The sequence below is a fragment of the Bradyrhizobium sp. UFLA05-108 genome, from assembly GCF_059803455.1.
Map to the genome: position 1 here is coordinate 57993 of NZ_JBANAZ010000026.1, position 16200 is coordinate 74192.

Genomic DNA, 16200 nt, shown 5'->3' on the forward strand with positions numbered 1-16200 from the left:
GCCCTGTTCAGTCCGCCGGTCCCAAAAGCTGGCGCCCGGCACCGCCCGCAAGCGGCAAAAAACGAATTAGAAAAACCGGGGTCCATTTCAAGAGCTCCGCAAAATTTTTTTGCGGAATCTGCACGGTTAATTTTAGTTTCGGCTCAAAGCAAGGCCCCGGCGGCCGTGCTTTGGCCTCGCTGACGACGCGCGTTAGCTGCGGTGGTCTCCTGTCATTCGACCTGCAAATTGCCCCCTAAGCCGGGGGATCGGCATCCACTACCTTAGGTTGAGCGATACTTTTTGACACGCGGGACGGCGCCTCCGAAGTTGAACGCCAGCTTCGGTGAATTCGATTCCGGCGTTGCTGAGCTCATTCATCACGACGAACAACGTTTGCCGCCTTCAAGATCGGCTAGCGTGTTGCGGTGCATTTTGCAGCCTTGCGCTAGATAAGCTTGTGACCACCCAAGCAATGCACGGGCCGCTTTTCGGCTTGACTATCGTCGAACAATCCCGTTCTAGCTCACTCGCGGCGATCCTTCTCGACTTTGTTCGCAGTCGCGAGTTTGTCACGGACATAGTCCGTCAAGCCACCGACCTCTTTCTCCATAGCTTTTTGGGAAATGCCTTGCTCCTTCGCCCCTTCGATAAGACGACCGACTAATTCGCTCACGTCCTGCGAAGAGCCGGGAGTCCCGTACTGCTCAGCGGCGTGAATGCTGTTCTCGACCCAAAAATCAATGTACTCGCGCGCCTTCGTTTGCATTTACCGTCCCCTGCTGAAGCAGAGTTAGCCGCACAACAGCGGCCCGGCAAATGGATTCCTAGTTCCTTAGCGAGGAGCGCGTCATTGCGCGCCACGATTTTAGGATCGGTCCCAGAAATCAGTGTGAAGCAATTCACGTCGGCTCAAAAAAGCCGCCCCGATCCCGGCCGTGACCGCAATTATTGGTTTCGATCAGAGCGCGAGAAGACGCTTCTTGCTCAATGTCTGCTCGAAATCACATAGGTAAGGACGTAGGTGTAGCGGCGATGATCGCACCAACCCTGTATGCCTTCGCCTGCCTCTTCCGCCGATCGGCCTTATTCCCGTGATTCAACGCGCGCTTGAATGCGATGCGGGCAAAACATTGTCGGGCCGCCCTTCTCAGCAACAAGCATCAGCGCTTCAATCGCTACCAACCATTCCGGCGCGTCGTGTTCGCGCTTAGGTAACTGCGTGCCGTTGGGCAATGCTATCGGATCGTCAAACGGACGCTTCCAGCCGCTCACGGCTCGTCGTTCTTATCTCGCGCCTAGCTTCGGTTCTAGTTCGCAGATTTGCTCTACCATCCGCTCCACGATCTGTTCGCAATCGGACGGCGCCAGCGAATGTACGCCGCGTGCCAGTAGCTCAGCTTCGATAATCCTTGCCATAACGGCTTTGATATTCATTCGAAAAAGCTCATGAAAAATGACGTTTGAGCATACAACGACCGGTACTCCGTAGAACTACTGAGCCGGAGGCATGGAGGCTATTCGCTTACAAGGAACGCACCGATAGACCACAACAGCCTCACGATTACCGACCGGCGGCAGTTTGCCAACGCGAGTCATCTCGCGCTCGCACTTCTCGCAGATTGGTCGTTGCTCGCCGCTTCGCATAGCTGAGCGCTACCCGATCTGCCGAGCCCAAGCACTTGGGATATTTACGGGGCTGACTAACAAACGTAGTCGGGCCAATCGAGCGGTTCGACCGATCCTAGTCGAACGCTACCCCCATGCGATTTTCTTTCGGCCAGACACGTGGCAGGACAACTCCAAGCCGTCCTCCGGCATGACCAAAATGAACTTGTCTGGGACGTGAACGACGCCGACGTGCAGTTGGGCGAGAAAATCGCATGCAAGAAGCAATTCCGCGCGCTCGTGAGTGATGAGCTAAGCGTTACGCCACTCGATGCCGACGTGGTTACCTCATCGCTTGATAACAACGCGCCCGATGAGGCTGAGCAGGAATTGCCAAAGAATGTGAAGCCCGTTGCTGCGAAGGTCCAACTGCTCGCGAGACAGGACGGGACAATGAAGGGTGGATGGGAAGACAAGTTGAAGAATGATGAACAGCTTCGAATTGCGTCGATTCACGATCGTGACGCGACCGGAAGGACAAGGATTCGTTGTTCGGCGGTTCGCGAGAGCAGGAGCTGTTCACATCGCAGGATCGTCTACCTGCGCGATATCGAAAGGCTCGTACTCAGTGGTATGTTATCGGCGGGGAGGTCTTTCCGCAGGCCCACCATAATAGTGGGTCATGCGTGGGGTAGCGGGGGGCGATTCACGCGTTTCCCCTCCCCTTCAAAAACTCTTCATCGTCATCCGGAGGGAAAACGAAAAGCCGCCTGAGGGCGCAACCCCATCTTCGGTCACGAAGAAAACCCCTACTCCTTATTGTCCGTTTACCAAGCAACGCCTCTTGAGGCTTGCCGATCAATATGAAGTCAAGGCAGGGAGCCCATCACGCGCTTCAGGCTCGATAGCGCGACCCATTCCGTTTCCGCCGACGTAGCCACGTCGTAAGGCCTGACCGGCTATTCACGACTGACGGGCGACGCTCAAGACGCGCATCGAACCCGACACAATCTCACTCATGGGAAAGTTACACCCTGATAGTCTCAGCTGAAGAAAACGGCAGTTGAAGCGACGAATGTGGCCAGAGCGGGAGAGCGCCTTTTGTTGATGAGCGCAAGAGGCCTGCCGGGAACGCAGCACGTTCGTCCGCGACCGGATAAGCACATTCCCCGCGCAGGCTGATATCAATCACCTTGCCATCGAAACCGTCTTGCCTGGTGGCTCGCATCGTTGAGTTCGGCGAGTGGTCCGATCACGCGAGCGCCGAGCGACCGAAACGCTTTGGCGAGGTCATTGCCCAGAAATTACTCGTCCTCGATGATCAGAACGCGGCAATCATTCAGGTTGGCTCGCTTTGATGGGTCTTCTGTTCCACCTCTCAATGCGGGTATTCACCTATTTTCCCATGCCAAGCGCGACTGTCCGGTCGAACCGTTGAACTGGTCGATCCCATCGCTGTGACGGTGCGCGAATTTTGCCATGTCGCGGCGTGTGAAGGTCGATTGTTGCTGGGTGATCGCGTCCAGCCCAAGGGAGGGATCGGCGATGATCCGCTCCCCATTGCCGCGCGCGATCTCGCGGTGCATCTCGGCGGGGTCGGCCTCGGTCCCTTCGCCCGACGCTCGCATTGACCATCGCAGTTTGGAAGCCCAAGGCATCGCGCTGGAGCCGCAAAGCCAGATCGGCGCGTCCGCCAAACGTATCGAGGATCGGGACTTCGAGGACTGGAACCGCACTGAGGTGGTGGAGCGCTGGCGCGATGGCGATCTATCATCTTCACGTCAAGGTCATTGGCCGCAAGTCTGGCTCCAGCGCGGTGGCTCAGCCCCGAATCTTCCGGCCAAAGCCGTTCTCGTCCACCGCGCGCATTGTCAGCATGACATGGGCATGGGGTTTGGGCATGCCGTCCTCGGCCATGTCCCAATGCACGTTGAGATCGGCAACCATGCCCCGATCGACGAATTCGCCACGAACGAAGTTGCGGGCTAGTTCGATGCCCTGCGCCTCACTCATCTCGCGCGGGATGGCGAATTCGACCTCACGGGCAAGCTGAGCATCTTTCCGGACTTCGAACGCGCGCGCTGATCGTGCTAGCCGAGACGAAGGAGGCCGGAAAGAGGGAGGCATGGGCCAGGCGCGGGGCCGCGTTCTTTCAAAGCCGGACGCAGCGAAATGCACCGACAACTGACCGCAACACGGACGGCGCTCAGTCGCAACCGAGCGGCACGCAACCGGCATCAAGCCGAAAGGGCGCGACATGACATGCGCGCGTGGCAGGTGGAGCGCCGCAAGCGCACGCGGCACCTCATAGAACTGAGTGGCCTCATCGTTAAAGCCGGTATAGTCGATCTAACCGACGACGGCGCCACCATTCTCGGCGCGTTGCTCTGGATGGCCGACAAGCTCAAGAGCGATCAAGGCGAACGGGCACGAGCGCTGTGGGCCGCAAAGGGGAAGTAGGCGTTCGAGGCGGACCCGACGACGCACGTACGCACAAATCGTTGATGCGCGTCAATGGCACGTTAGCCTGCAGCGCGACGACGGCGGGATCGAGTGGACTTTTGGAAGAAATTGGGGGCTCAGTTGTAGTGCAGTCACGGCGAAGGCACGCCTGCTCCAAGCAATTGGACCAGACCGCCACCGCCCTTTCAAGGCGGGCGGGGCCGCGCCCAATGTCGGATAGCGTTTGCTATGCGGCGATACGGTCATGGAACGTGCCCAAAATCGTTATCGTGCGGCTGCTTGGCCGACAGAGCTTTAGGATTCCCAATCGAGCCGCTCGGCGTTCTCATCGTGGCCGCGCGCCTCCTCCTCGTAACTGTCGGCAAGACTGTCGAGAGCCTTGGCTGTGCGAGGGTGTTCGTAAGCGAGGGCGGTGGCGAACCCACGGTATTTTGCAGCCTCGTTGCGCTCCAGCTTGCCGCCGTCCCGTGGCAGCCGCGAAGTGACACCGCGCCGATTTCGCTTTCCGATCCAAAAGCCGTCGAGCATCGGCTTGCTGTCGAAGTTGTCGATGACCTCCCGCACCGCCTCGGCGGGCCAAATGCCGTCAGTGCCATTCGGCGATGCAGAAAGCATGGCTCCGATGCGGCTGTCGGCGATGTCAACTCGTCCCGCGGCTTTGGCAAGTGAACGCGCCTCGTTGATCCAAGCTTTCAGCGCGTCGGAGTCAATTGTGCCATCTTCGCGAGTTCCTGGAAGCCGGTTCCAAAGGTCGAGTAGCCGATAAGCCTGATGGGCGATGGCCTTCGCTCGTTCCGGATCGGCCTGTTCGGGCTCCACCACACCGCTATCCTCGCTCGGCTTGAAGACCGCGCGGAGCATTTCGACAAAGAGGGAGGGTTGTTCGGAGAGTGCCATTAGCAAAGCCTTTGGCCGCCTTCGAGAATGCTGAAGCAACGGCAAATAGGCCCATTCCAGTCGAGCGAGGACGTCCGTCGTCACTTCCGATTCCAGCCGATCGAGGGTTTCGATGACATGGTGCTGGAACATCGTCACTTCGTTGCCGTCGCTGTCCCCCTCAAAAGGCTGTTTCACCGCCTCCGTCAGCATCGTCATCACGAGATCGGTTGGCAGTCGACGTTGCTGGTCACGGCCCGCAAGGTGCACGGCGTGCCGCGCACGACCGACCGCGATCAACTTGCGCACCGCAAAGGCAGCGGCATCATCGTCCTCTTCTATCCAGAGGATTGGCGCACGTTGCCAATACACCCGCTCGATCGCCTCGCCGGCCTGCGCTACTTGATCCCAGGTCCAACGCTGCTGGGGCAGCGCGCGCAGGATAGCAAGCAGCGCTGTATCCCCCCACTTCTTCTTGCGCGCTTTGGCGATAAGCGCCGCGGCCCACGGCTCCTTTCGATCTCGGAACGCAGAGATGATCAGGCCGTGAGCAACGTCGCGCTCGCGCGGATCGTCGCTGCGCAAGCATGCTTCCAGGAGTTTATCGATGTCCGGCTCATCAAGACCGACTTCGAAAAGCGCCTTGCCGATGTAGCCGGCAGTCGGAACTAGACGAGCTAGCCGTCGAACTCCGTCGACGCCCTGTGTGGAGAAGATGTTCCTTGCTGCCTGCCGTCGCGCTTCGTCGACCTGGCGCTCGTTGGCCTGCCAGCCCTGATGCGACGGGTTGGGCAGGCTCACTGATGGTTCGAACAGCCACGCCACTCGCTCAAGCGGATCGGAGGGAGCCAACCGGTCATGGATGGTCGCGAGACGATCAAGCTCCGCTGCGGGAAGCGACCAATCGGCATCGGCAAACTGCCGATGATGGTGAAGCAACTTGCGCAGGCCTGTCCATAGCTCTGACCGCTCCGATTGGGGCTTAATCCGCGGCTCAGCCTTGTCGAGGAGGCCGATGGCTGCATCGCGATCCGGCGCTATGTCCGCGAACCGGTCAAGCAGATGCAGCCAGCGCGGAACGTGCAGACCAACGTCGGCCAGGATGCGCTCGCTGATGGCGGTGGCGCCGCGCGCGATGAGCGGCCAGGTCACCGCCTCTATCTTGTCGACCGTAAAGTCCCGCCAACGTGGGTCCGGCGAAGGACTGGATGTATCGTGTCCCTGGGGCAGCACGTTCAGCATCAGCTTCCAGGCCGCATCGCTCTCGCGTTTGCGGGTCAGGTCCAGAGCGCGTAGGCGCTGATCGAGGGTCGCATAGGTTTGCGGCGACCAGAGCAAGTGTATTTGGCGAAGGCTGTTAGCTGGACGATTCATATAGCGACCGGGCGGGTTATCGATGGCATCCAGCTTCGCCAGCACCAGCGTCACTTGTGGCAGAAGCTCCGGCGACCAAGCCAGCGATTCGAGAGCCCAAAGCAGGTCAGATAGGTGCTCCGTTCCGGCCAGGCCTCCCTCGTCTGTGCCAAACAATGCGCGAATCGGCGGATCATTCTGATTAAGGCTGTCTTCGATGGCCGTGAGGAAGGCACTCGGCGAAGCCTCCGCGAGCAGTCGGAAGTCTCGCGAGAGCGACCACCATCGTCGTTTATCGGCATCCTTGAGCAGTTTACCGACGATAGCGTCCGCGCGCCGATGAGCGTTCGGCATCGTTCGAATTTTGTCGCCCCACAGGGCGAGCAGAATCAGCACTTCGCCGACACCATGGCGTAGCAGACCGGAATAGTCTGGGCGAACCCCACGGACTGAAGCCATCCAGCGATCATCCGGGTCCATGTCATAACGAGGGTCGACCGAGCCCAGGATTTCATGCGCGGACGCCTCAAAACGGCCGACGTCGGCTGCGGTTAGATATTGTGCGAGCAGTAGCCACGCGTCGGGTGGTGAGGCGACCCGCCAAGTCGAGCCGACCTTGCGCAGCGGACTGTCAAAGTCGCCCACATATCGGGCGAGTTCGCCGGCGACGTCGTCATAGGGTTCAGCCGCCAATTGGGAAAGCTTGACCTTGTCCGCCTCGGACTCGTCATCCCATCCCCCAGCGAGCAGCGCCGCTAGCAGGGCGCGCGGCGGCGCCTCTTGCGCCCAGTCCGGAAGCCGACCCGGCGCTGTCGGAATCAGCCGTCGAAGAACGGCAAGATTCCTCGCGCTATCGCGCGCAAGCGCGTGCGCCCGCGCCTCGGCGACACCGGCGTCGATCATCGCGCTGGCGATGCCTTCACGGGAGGGTCGCGCCAGCTTCCGGACCTCGCCAGGTGACACGGGGCGATCATCGTACGTCTGCAACACAAAATGTCCGCGGTCCGCCAGACTGCGCGCAAGCCCGGGGTTCGGTTCAGTGAGCACGAGGATCAGCGGCGCCGGCGCATTCGCAAGTGCGCGAGCGGCCGCGGCGTCAGTTACGACGAGGCACCGCGCTCGGTAGTGGGCGGCCGCCTCGTCCGGCAGCGTATTCAATGTGCCGTAGAAGAAGGCGGCGGCTTCCTCGGTCGTGGTCGCCTGGATGGAGAGAACCGATGGCTCACCGCGGAGCCAGCGCAAAACGTCGGCAGCGTCCTCGTCCCGATCGCTCAGAACCAGATCCTCGGTCAGTGGCCACTGGGTGGCGAGCGACCACTCTTCCCAGACCTCTTCGAGCTGACGCGTGCCGGGTGGCCGTTTATTGAGGCGGGTGGCCAGCCACAATCCGACGGCGGGCGTCTGTTCGATCCAGTGGACGAGGTCGTCGGCGTCATAGACCTGGACGGCGCGCCAAGGACCCTCGATCTCTCGGGCCTCGGCCCATTCACTCTTCTTCGGCCAATGACGGGGGGTAACAAAGATGTAGGTGGAGGTCGCAGGCTTCAGCGGCGAGGGTTTGGCTGTCCTTTTCTTGTAGTCTTCAGTCGCCTTTTGCGCGATCCCTCCGCGCTGACTGCCAATTTCCCAGCCGGCCTCGCCTTGCGGGACGTAAGCGCCTCCTTCGGCGGCGACGGTACGACCGTCCCAGCCCGAATATCGGATGCCTTCGTCCGATGGGAAGCGGAGCTCGACCGAGGGCCCGGAGGTGGCACGGATGAGATGTGCCAGCAGAGTGGGGAGGCTCGCCGCGCCATCCAGGCGGTCTGCCCAGACAGCTAGATCTTCGGCATCCACCCAGCGGATCGGTGCGCCTGGACGCTCGGACTTGGCGATTTGGGGGGGCGGAGGGCCGATCACTGCGCCGGTCGGCAAGAAATTGATGCCAGCGGCTTCCAGCGCGTCGCGGATAGCTTGGGCATTATTTGCCACTGGCGTGCGTCGACCTCGTTCAAAGTCGGCTATTGTCGATGTCGCCACGCCCGCGTTCTTGGCGAGGTCCTGCTGGGACCAAGCCAAGAGCGCGCGCGCGGCGCGTACGTGCTTTGGGGTCAGTTCGATATTGAGACTGGACGGCGGCATGTCATAGGAAATATATGACGTCAGTTGCGATTTCCAAAATATTCTTTATCGTCGGCAATATTTAATATTTGCCGACAAAAGATAACAAGATGACGAGACGTCATATAAATCATCGCGAGCGTGCCCTCAGCCTGGTCCAGGATCGAGGCATCGCCCGCGCGCGCGACTTCAAGGCAGCTGGCATTCCGCTGATCTACCTGAAGCGCCTGACGGACAGCGGGGAACTCGTTCGGCTCGGAAGGGGACTCTACCAGGATCCGGAACGAGCAGGAGAAGACATCGCCCATAATCTTGCCGAAGCTGCGCGGGCGGTTCCCAATGGCGTCGTCAGCCTTGCAAGCGCGTTGCGCCACCATGGGCTGACGACCCAACTCCCTCACGCCGTCTGGCTGACCATACCGCACAAAGCCAGGACCCCGAAGGCCGATGGCCTGCCGCTCGAGATCGTTCGGGCGACCGGTGAGGTGCTCACGGCCGGTGTCGAGCATGTGCAGGTTGAAGGTGTCGACGTTCCGATCTACGGCGTGGCGAAGACCATCGCCGATTGCTTCAAGCATCGACGCCATATCGGTGAGGATGTCGCCATCGAGGCGCTGCGCGATGCGCTCCGCATGCGGAAGACGACGGTGGCCGAGATTCTGCGATACGCCGAGATCGATCGCGTGGCCGAGCGTATCCGTCCCTATCTCAAAGCGCTGCAATGACACCCAAACCTCTCAAAAACACCAGCGCCTCGATCCGCCAGCGCCTCCTCAATCATGCTAAAGCGCAAGGCGACGACTATCAGCGAATCCTCACGCGCTACGCGATCGAGCGGTTACTTTTCCGATTGAGCCAGACCGAAGCGCGAGAGGGATATATCCTCAAGGGCGCTATGCTCTTCGTGACCTGGCCGGAACAAGTCTTCCGGCCCACCGGTGATCTCGACCTTCTCGGACATGGAGATCCCGACCCTGGCGCCATCACCGAACTGTTCACCCGCATCTGCCAGGTCGAGATGCCGGCCGACGGCATCATCTTTGACCCGTCCACCTTGCGGGTGGAGGAAGTCCGCGAGGAGGAAAAATACCAAGGCGTTCGATTGACCCTGAGTGGCCGCTTGGGTACGGCGGTTATTCCTGTCCAGGTGGATATCGGCTTTGGCGACCGCGTCTATCCCGCGCCCAGCCGCAAGAATTTCCCCAGCCTGCTGTCCGATCTGCCTGCGGCCGACGTTCTAATGTACCCGCCCGAGACCGTCGTGGCAGAGAAATTCGAAGCGATGCTTCGCTTCGGCGAAACGAATGGCCGGATCAAAGATTTCCACGACATCTGGGTCACGGCGCGCACCTTCCCTTTTGACCTCTCTACTTTGGTCGAGGCCATCGCCGGCACCCTCCAAAGGCGGGAGACCACTGCGCCGACGGAGACGCCGGTGGCGCTGACGCCGCAGTTTGCTGAGATGGCGGACAAACAAGCGCTCTGGACAGGGTTTTTGCGCCGCAACCCGCCGACACTGCCGCCGCCGCCATTCGATGAGCTATTGACGGAGTTGCGTCGATTCTTCGAGCCGATACTCACCGCTCTCGGTTTGCCTGAGAGCGCGAGCGGTCGCTGGAACCCCGACCGCAGCGCCTGGGAGTAAATGCAAACGGAGGCGAGCCTAGACCGACGTCATGGCATTGTTCGCTCGCAGATCCTTGCAACGTCCACCAGACGAACTCAAGAATGTGCTGTCGGCACTATGGCGACTCTTGAGCGACAGGAGGCCGATCGTGTGGCCAACAGATGGCAAGAAAGCGCGGCCCGACGCACTTGCGGCGAGTACGTAGATGGCTGCCGCGCTGGCATCGCCAGTCTCGTCAGCCGGCGCTTCGCCGTGATCGACAACGGGGATTGGCTTTCAGCTTGTGCCCTGGCAACCCCTCCTCGAGAAGCGCATTGGCCAGCACATCAGCGGCCTTCAGCGCGACGACGGTGGCATCGAGTGGACATTTGGAAGAAACCGGGGCTCAGCCTGTAGCGCAGCCTCTGAGCGACCTGCTTTCAGCCAGCGCCGGATCAAACTGATCAGGCGTGGAAGTGTCCGGTAACGGCCACTGCGAAGCGTAGACAGGGAGGTTGTAGGCCGGAATAAAGTGAACGGCGCCTGCAGCCATCAATTGGGCCGGACCGCCGCCGGCCTGAGTTCGTCGTGCAATTGACGGGATCGAAGCAGAGCGCTTCGCTTCTAAGACAGCGCGTTGCCGGCGCCGATGGGGCGCGGTCGACGATCGGGTGAGGACCGCGATGCGGTTGCCAAACGGTTCAGTGAACGTGCAATCAAGTCGGTGCCGTATGCGGTTGCGCCGATCCGGCCGCCCTAGGGGGGCCGAGATTTGGCGCTGCTTATGGACTATGATGAGAGCAACTGGGTGAGTCGGCGCAATCCGATCAGATCTTGCGTCCGGCGACAATCCGATAGGTACACTCATATGCGCTTTAAGCTGAAACATCTCGGCAGCGCGCTGCCGATAGTTGGGTTCGTCTTATCCTTTTTCTTTGACTTCACTCCGCCCAAAGATTGGGGAGCGGCATTGAAGTTGATCGCACCTGTCGAGTCTTGGTGGACAACTCATGCAGCACATCCACTGCTAGCCGCATTTTTTGCAGGACTTTCGGTCGCCACGTTCTTGCTTCCCCAAATTTGGCGAGCCGTCAGGGATCATGAATTTCCCGTTGATCCAAGCCCTGATTGGGATTTGCGCGAGGCATTCCGCTACATCCATGTTCGATCCAAGTGGTCGATCGGTCGCCTCTACTATAGTGACAGTCGCGCCGACCATCTCTTAGAGGATGACATTGACGAATCTCTGCGAGACGCTGCGATCCAAGGGCGCATCTCGATTTGGGGGCGGCCAGCGCAAATAGGAACCGCTGCACTTTTCAGTCGTGGAATTGAAGTCAAGGTTCCGGTCGATGATTTGCAAGATATGTCGATTGACCTGACAACTATCGATAGCACCGCGCCAAATGGCGCTGTATTCCGCCTGCACTCGGAAGATCAATACCGCTTTTTACGAGTTGACCGACGTCAGATACTTCGTGAGTGGCCATCAGCATCGTTCGTCCAGCTACTTTTTGACAAGACGTGGAGGGGGCGGCGACTGCAAACTGTACCCAATATTGCGGAAGCTCACGCGCGATGAGACGACGAAGCGACATGCGGCTGCACTGTTGGCGGCCAGAGCGGTAGTTGTATCCCGCTGCCGCGAATGTGCAGAAAGCAGAGCAGACAATGCCACTACCAGCTATCCCACCCGATCCAGAGCCGACAGACGCGCAATGTCGCGAGTATTTTGATCGCTACCCAGCTACATGGCCCGAAAGCCAGCGTCGCTCGTTTGCTAGCTTCTTTTGGAGATGTGATGCGAAGAGGTGCGACCCTGACCTGTTCCTAGTCGCCTTCGCTGGCTGGCTGCCAGACGGGTACTACGAAGCTTATCACAAGACATCGACATGGCGCGCAATTAGGAAGCGCGTCTTGGCTGCGGCGGACTACGAATGCGCGTGTTGTCCTTCGCGGGCAACAGAAGTTCACCACAGGGATTATCGGCCGAGGGTCTTATCCGGTGACGACATTTCACCTTTAGTGGCCATTTGCAGGAAATGCCACGACAGAATTGAAGAAGCAAAGAAGGTGAGTTGGAATAAAGGTGAAGCGCTTCTGGCATGTATGGTCGCTGAAAAAGAAGTGCAAATGTCAGACGGGCAGTAGCATGGAAGCAGTCGACGGTTGGCCCGCCTATCCAATCGGTCCGCGCAAGAGCATATTTGCAATGGGCGTCGTGAGCATCAAATTCGCTGAACTTGAGTCGGTGATAATCTTCATGCTGGCTACAGTGACGGGAAGCGGTGTGGATGCAGCAACAAAGATAGCCTCGAAGATTGGCACTGCAAGTTGCCAATATTTCGCGCGGCAAATGCTACCGCGACATGAGTGGACCGAGCAAGCCAACGAACTCGTAGAACACTTTTTCAAAGGTTCGGCCGTTCTGACGGACAATCGAAATCACTTAATGCATTCCAATCTAGCTTGGACTGGAAGCGAACACACAGTGCTGTTCAAGACGTCCAAGCGGGGCAATACCGTGATGGCTGTTCCGAGGCTCAGCGAGCTACGACAAGTAGCTGACGATATGGAAGCATTCATTTCATTCGGTCGCCAGCTTGCGAATGCAATCAACAACGAATCTTCCGCAATTCCAATTTTTCCTGAATCCGCTTTTCCTTGGCCCAACACACCTGCGATGCCCGGCGCCCTCGTCTTCACACCCGACCCGCACATACTTTCCAAAGACGGGTCGTGAGGACGAACAGCCAGCATGCTGTATGATGTGCGGTTTGGATTGTGGAATGCCCGTCGTCACCAAAAAAAGAACTCCCGTGCCCGTAGGTTGCTATGCCCGAGTCCATGATAATTCCGTCGGAATGGCTGGAAGAAGCCGGCGTGCAGGATTTTGGGCCGGCGCGAAACGCCTATCGTTGTGATGATCCGCATCAGTGCATCGCACTGGTTGATATTGAAGTACCGTTGCGCAGATCAGGGTATCCGCTCGACGCCAACGGTTTTCGGCATGATCGAATGATACGCATTCTGATCGGCATTCGGGACGACGTTTCGCTTCCCGCAATCTTCGTCGAGCTAGCTGACTCCGGCCAACGGCGCTATCGGGTCCGTGCAGGCGTGCACCGCTACCATGCGTCGCTTGCGCTCGCCTTCTCGCACGTACCGGCGGAAGTCATTGAACGGCTCGATTGAGTCTCGGATAGCCCGCACTCTTTTTGTATTCCATCGCCTTCGCCAGGGCTATTGGAGCCATGCCGACACGACTTCGCCTGAAGCGAATAGGGTGCTTCACCAGATGAACGACAGAACCGAGGGGGATCCAACGCCTGAATGCAAATCTGATGACCAGGAGCTAAGTACGTCAAAGGCGTCGGCTGAATATCTCCTAATCTTAGTGGCAAGGCCGCACCGAACAGCTTCAATGACACGCCTTGGCCAACTTCCACAAAAATAACCTCCCAGGAGTGGGGTCCGAACCGGTATTGTTTACTTTGCCGCGCGAGTGGCGTCGGTCCAAATCTTTCAGGATGAAAGCCTTTATTCACCTGCGCGCCATGAGTAAAGAGATTGCGCACCTCAAACAACCACCTCTTCTTTTTATCGTCATCGCCATTCTGTTGGGTGATCGTAGGAGGATTGCTGAGTATCAGGTATTCGATGCCAGCGAGCAGCCGCTGCAACGCGTCAGGTAGTAGCACCTCGTCCGTGAAGCGATAGAAGGAGTTTCGGACGCCGTATTGCTTTGACCAGGCCTCGTACAGCTGCTTGCTTTGCGCAATGAGAGACGTGCCTGTAACGGCGACTTTTGTTGGCTCGTTTCCGTCTAACCAACTTCTAAAATCTCGCCATTCGGCCGGTTGGCCTAGGCTAAAGGCAACACCGAATGCTTCGTCTACATCACGCTGCCCGGTCAAACCGGCGATAACCGCCGGCCGCTTCCAGCTCGCCAAGGATCGCCGTGGCAATGCATTGGGCCGCTTCGTCTACGGCAAGTCGTATCTCTCACGAGGAGATGCGGTCGCAATTGATCCCGTCGAGCTTAAGCTATCGGGCGAGACTTACGAAACAGGCCGATTGAATGGCATCTTTGGCGCGTTGCGCGATGCAGACCCGTGACTACTGGGGTCGTTGTATCATCGAGAAGCATGCCGGAGTTCCTCAGCTAGGTGAACTCGATTACCTCCTGAACTCAGCCGACGACGGGGGCGCTGGTTTTGGACTTGGCCAACAACCTCCGGCACCACGTCGCAAATTCAATAAGACGCCCGAACTCGCAAAGCTTCAGGAAATCGCCGAAGCCTTGATGCATGAGCAAGATGTAAAAACCGAGGAAGCCGCACAGGTTCAGGACTTGATGCTCTTAGGCACCTCCATGGGCGGAGCCCGTCCGAAAGCTGTCGTAGAGGACGACGGTCTCTGGATCGCAAAATTCAACCGCCCCGATGACCGCTGGAACAACACGCGCGTCGAGCACGCGATGCTTGAGTTGGCCAAGGCTTGCGGTCTTTCGCGTGGTTGAGAGCCGCACTATCAGCATCGGTGCTAAGGACGTTTCTCGCCAAGCGCTTCGATCGCACGAAGACGGACAAGGGATAACGCGTTCGCGGATGATTAGCGGACTAACCGTTCTGCGAGCCGATGAAGCCGTCGAGATGCGCGACCGCTGGTCCTACGTATTGATGGCAGAGGAGATGCGCCGGGTCACGGAGGAGCCTGAAAGGGATGCCAAAGAACTTTTCCGACGCATGACGTTCAATGCGCTGACTTCCAACCTGCATGATCATCTTCGCAACCACGCGCTGGTAGCCAAAGAGCGGACTTGGCAGCTTTCGCCAGCTTATGATCTGACGCCCTCGCCGGTTATTTCGCAGGAACATCGTGATCTAGCGCTGGAGGTTGGCGAGCAGGGGCGATTTGCAAATGCAAAGAACGTGCTCGCAAATCCAAGGAACATCGATTCGGCCGCTTCCCTAGACCAATGACCAGATCGAGCGCATGAACCACAGGATCAAGGAAGCGACTGTCCAAAGCTGCGAATTCTTTCAAGTGTGATCTGCCGCTTTAGAGGGGGCGGACATCCTTGGCACGGAATTAGCTTTCTCATTGGGGAGGATGGCACGAGCGTTACCCAAATTGCTGTCCCCGGAAAGCGCGAATGCGCGGTGGTATCCGGCATCGCCGACGGGAGACCTGACAATGCCAGTGCATATGTCCAAAAGGGGCGAGGTGAATACCAACTCAACTGACCCGGCGGGACAACAACCGAGCACCACGAGTCCACAGCCCAGCTCACCAGCACACTCGCCCTCTGTGTTGATGGCACCCGAGGTTGGATTGCCCCCGGCAGTGACGGAAGGCGACGTGAGAGCGCGCGCGATTCGGGCAGGGGAACGGTGCAGAGCCTCGTCATTCGTTAAGGCGCGCGCTCAGCTTGCCGCAACACTGACCGGCGCGAGCGTTGGGGCGCTTAGGAACGACATCGAGCTGGCCGGGCAGCGATCAGCTCAATGGTCGACAGCGACAGGGTCCTCGGCTAGCAGCGTCGATGGCGATGGCATTTTCGACGACGTAGTGGCATCGTCGTATGTAAAGCTGCAGCGTTTTCAGAACGATGCCAGCCATTGCAAGCCACGCACGGAAGACAAGACGAACGCAATATCGCACGTACGTACCCTGGCGCGCGAACATTCTCCCGTTAGCCATTCTCTGGAACAATATCCTCTGGATCTGGCGCGCACGGCCGGACGGCACATGCGCGGTCTGACGAACTCACCTTTCGTCTCGTTGGTCAAGGACGCCTCAAAACTGGTCGTTTCACGAGACCATTGGGCGAGGGCAATCGCCAATAACGCGACAACGTTGTATAGCTACACGGTACCGAGGGCGACCATCTGGACGCCCGAAGGGATCATCAACAGCATTTCGCTCCGAATGGACGTCCAAGATAGGGACGAGATAATAGATGCGGATATAGACCTCATGGTGGCACTGAGCAAAACACCAATGGAAGAGACTGAGGTATTGTTTCGCGGTGGGAATCTGGACGAGTATCGGACGGCCAGCGAACCGAATCCGTACATCGCCGGTCCAAGCGGCAACCAAGGGGCTCGACGATCGGCCGCGGACGATTCGAACTGGGCGCGTTGCGTGCATGACGCGTCGGCTAGCCGCCGGTAACGCGAAACCCACGACAATTTGCCTGTCACCGGGCT

At 58.9% G+C, this 16200-nt stretch carries 16 protein-coding genes and 5 pseudogenes; 15 read left to right on the top strand and 6 right to left on the bottom strand.

Translation table 11 applies throughout. The annotated features are described in order from the left end of the window. Window positions 1-359: 359 nt before the first annotated feature. The 3 genes and pseudogenes from SO140_RS20300 to SO140_RS20310 form a co-directional block, all read right to left on the bottom strand. A pseudogene (locus tag SO140_RS20300) lies at window positions 360-458 on the bottom strand (helix-turn-helix domain-containing protein); the annotation flags it as partial. A gap of 47 nt (window positions 459-505) precedes the next feature. After that, entirely contained in the window at window positions 506-748 is a 243-nt protein-coding gene (locus SO140_RS20305) for a hypothetical protein (RefSeq protein WP_449384444.1), read from the bottom strand. A 317-nt stretch (window positions 749-1065) separates the two neighbouring features. Beyond that, entirely contained in the window at window positions 1066-1254 is a 189-nt protein-coding gene (locus SO140_RS20310; protein ID WP_449384443.1) for a hypothetical protein, read from the bottom strand. A 570-nt stretch (window positions 1255-1824) separates the two neighbouring features. On the opposite strand from SO140_RS20310, the gene SO140_RS20315 reads away from it, so the two are divergent. Continuing rightward, window positions 1825-2361: a hypothetical protein gene (locus tag SO140_RS20315; RefSeq protein WP_449384442.1), complete on the top strand. Its 537-nt coding sequence runs from the start codon at window positions 1825-1827 to the stop codon at window positions 2359-2361. A gap of 443 nt (window positions 2362-2804) precedes the next feature. Beyond that, complete coding sequence (locus SO140_RS20320) at window positions 2805-2945, top strand: hypothetical protein (RefSeq protein ID WP_449384441.1); 141 nt, start codon at window positions 2805-2807, stop codon at window positions 2943-2945. 63 nt (window positions 2946-3008) lie between these two features. On the opposite strand, the pseudogene SO140_RS20325 reads toward SO140_RS20320, so the two are convergent. Then, a pseudogene (locus SO140_RS20325) lies at window positions 3009-3212 on the bottom strand (hypothetical protein); the annotation flags it as partial. On the opposite strand from SO140_RS20325, the pseudogene SO140_RS20330 reads away from it, so the two are divergent. Continuing rightward, window positions 3205-3330 (top strand): annotated as a pseudogene (locus SO140_RS20330) (MobA/MobL family protein); the annotation flags it as partial. The pseudogenes SO140_RS20325 and SO140_RS20330 sit on opposite strands and share 8 nt — an antisense overlap. Window positions 3331-3414: 84 nt before the next feature. On the opposite strand, the pseudogene SO140_RS20335 reads toward SO140_RS20330, so the two are convergent. Continuing rightward, window positions 3415-3666, bottom strand: a pseudogene (locus SO140_RS20335) (MobA/MobL family protein); the annotation flags it as partial. Between SO140_RS20335 and SO140_RS20340 the strand changes: the two are divergent. Continuing rightward, window positions 3636-3848 (top strand): annotated as a pseudogene (locus tag SO140_RS20340) (conjugal transfer protein TraD); the annotation flags it as partial. The pseudogenes SO140_RS20335 and SO140_RS20340 overlap by 31 nt on opposite strands. 1 nt (window position 3849) lies before the next feature. After that, a complete protein-coding gene (locus tag SO140_RS20345) occupies window positions 3850-4047 on the top strand; it encodes a conjugal transfer protein TraD (RefSeq protein WP_498543033.1) in 198 nt (65 codons plus the stop codon). 297 nt (window positions 4048-4344) lie between these two features. Here the strand turns inward: SO140_RS20345 and SO140_RS20350 are convergent, their stop codons facing one another. After that, entirely contained in the window at window positions 4345-8400 is a 4056-nt protein-coding gene (locus SO140_RS20350; protein WP_498543034.1) for a helix-turn-helix domain-containing protein, read from the bottom strand. 89 nt (window positions 8401-8489) lie between these two features. Between SO140_RS20350 and SO140_RS20355 the strand changes: the two genes are divergently transcribed. From SO140_RS20355 to SO140_RS20400, 10 genes are all read left to right on the top strand, one after another. Continuing rightward, the gene (locus SO140_RS20355; protein WP_449384583.1) at window positions 8490-9104 is read left to right on the top strand and encodes a type IV toxin-antitoxin system AbiEi family antitoxin domain-containing protein; all 615 of its coding nucleotides are present in this window, start codon (window positions 8490-8492) and stop codon (window positions 9102-9104) included. Continuing rightward, window positions 9101-10024: a nucleotidyl transferase AbiEii/AbiGii toxin family protein gene (locus SO140_RS20360; RefSeq protein WP_498543035.1), complete on the top strand. Its 924-nt coding sequence runs from the start codon at window positions 9101-9103 to the stop codon at window positions 10022-10024. The genes SO140_RS20355 and SO140_RS20360 overlap by 4 nt, the downstream gene beginning before the upstream one ends. A gap of 265 nt (window positions 10025-10289) precedes the next feature. Further along, window positions 10290-10472 (top strand): DUF3363 domain-containing protein, encoded by a 183-nt coding sequence (locus tag SO140_RS20365; RefSeq protein WP_498543036.1) that lies wholly within the window; start codon window positions 10290-10292, stop codon window positions 10470-10472. A gap of 381 nt (window positions 10473-10853) precedes the next feature. Further along, on the top strand, window positions 10854-11567 hold the full coding sequence (locus SO140_RS20370) for a hypothetical protein (RefSeq protein ID WP_449384078.1): 714 nt from the start codon (window positions 10854-10856) through the stop codon (window positions 11565-11567). Between the two features lie 570 nt (window positions 11568-12137). Continuing rightward, the gene (locus tag SO140_RS20375) at window positions 12138-12728 is read left to right on the top strand and encodes a hypothetical protein (protein WP_498543037.1); all 591 of its coding nucleotides are present in this window, start codon (window positions 12138-12140) and stop codon (window positions 12726-12728) included. Between the two features lie 92 nt (window positions 12729-12820). Next, window positions 12821-13180, top strand: coding sequence for a hypothetical protein (locus SO140_RS20380; RefSeq protein WP_498543038.1), 360 nt, complete (start codon window positions 12821-12823; stop codon window positions 13178-13180). Window positions 13181-13419: 239 nt separating this feature from the next. Continuing rightward, window positions 13420-13680 (top strand): hypothetical protein, encoded by a 261-nt coding sequence (locus SO140_RS20385; RefSeq protein WP_498543039.1) that lies wholly within the window; start codon window positions 13420-13422, stop codon window positions 13678-13680. Between the two features lie 410 nt (window positions 13681-14090). After that, on the top strand, window positions 14091-14507 hold the full coding sequence (locus tag SO140_RS20390; protein WP_498543040.1) for a HipA domain-containing protein: 417 nt from the start codon (window positions 14091-14093) through the stop codon (window positions 14505-14507). Further along, the gene (locus SO140_RS20395; protein WP_498543041.1) at window positions 14431-14970 is read left to right on the top strand and encodes a HipA domain-containing protein; all 540 of its coding nucleotides are present in this window, start codon (window positions 14431-14433) and stop codon (window positions 14968-14970) included. The genes SO140_RS20390 and SO140_RS20395 overlap by 77 nt, the downstream gene beginning before the upstream one ends. A gap of 364 nt (window positions 14971-15334) precedes the next feature. Beyond that, window positions 15335-16165 (top strand): hypothetical protein, encoded by an 831-nt coding sequence (locus SO140_RS20400; protein WP_449384074.1) that lies wholly within the window; start codon window positions 15335-15337, stop codon window positions 16163-16165. Window positions 16166-16200 lie beyond the last annotated feature (35 nt).

What these genes read in the sequence shown, in the direction of transcription:
- SO140_RS20305 (WP_449384444.1), bottom strand. Translation starts at nt 748, where the DNA reads ATGCAAACGAAGGCGCGCGAGTACATTGATTTTTGGGTCGAGAACAGC.
- SO140_RS20345 (WP_498543033.1), top strand. Translation starts at nt 3,850, where the DNA reads ATGCGCGCGTGGCAGGTGGAGCGCCGCAAGCGCACGCGGCACCTCATA.
- SO140_RS20350 (WP_498543034.1), bottom strand. Translation starts at nt 8,400, where the DNA reads ATGCCGCCGTCCAGTCTCAATATCGAACTGACCCCAAAGCACGTACGC.
- SO140_RS20355 (WP_449384583.1), top strand. Translation starts at nt 8,490, where the DNA reads ATGACGAGACGTCATATAAATCATCGCGAGCGTGCCCTCAGCCTGGTC.
- SO140_RS20360 (WP_498543035.1), top strand. Translation starts at nt 9,101, where the DNA reads ATGACACCCAAACCTCTCAAAAACACCAGCGCCTCGATCCGCCAGCGC.
- SO140_RS20370 (WP_449384078.1), top strand. Translation starts at nt 10,854, where the DNA reads ATGCGCTTTAAGCTGAAACATCTCGGCAGCGCGCTGCCGATAGTTGGG.
- SO140_RS20375 (WP_498543037.1), top strand. Translation starts at nt 12,138, where the DNA reads ATGGAAGCAGTCGACGGTTGGCCCGCCTATCCAATCGGTCCGCGCAAG.
- SO140_RS20380 (WP_498543038.1), top strand. Translation starts at nt 12,821, where the DNA reads ATGCCCGAGTCCATGATAATTCCGTCGGAATGGCTGGAAGAAGCCGGC.
- SO140_RS20390 (WP_498543040.1), top strand. Translation starts at nt 14,091, where the DNA reads ATGCAGACCCGTGACTACTGGGGTCGTTGTATCATCGAGAAGCATGCC.
- SO140_RS20395 (WP_498543041.1), top strand. Translation starts at nt 14,431, where the DNA reads ATGACCGCTGGAACAACACGCGCGTCGAGCACGCGATGCTTGAGTTGG.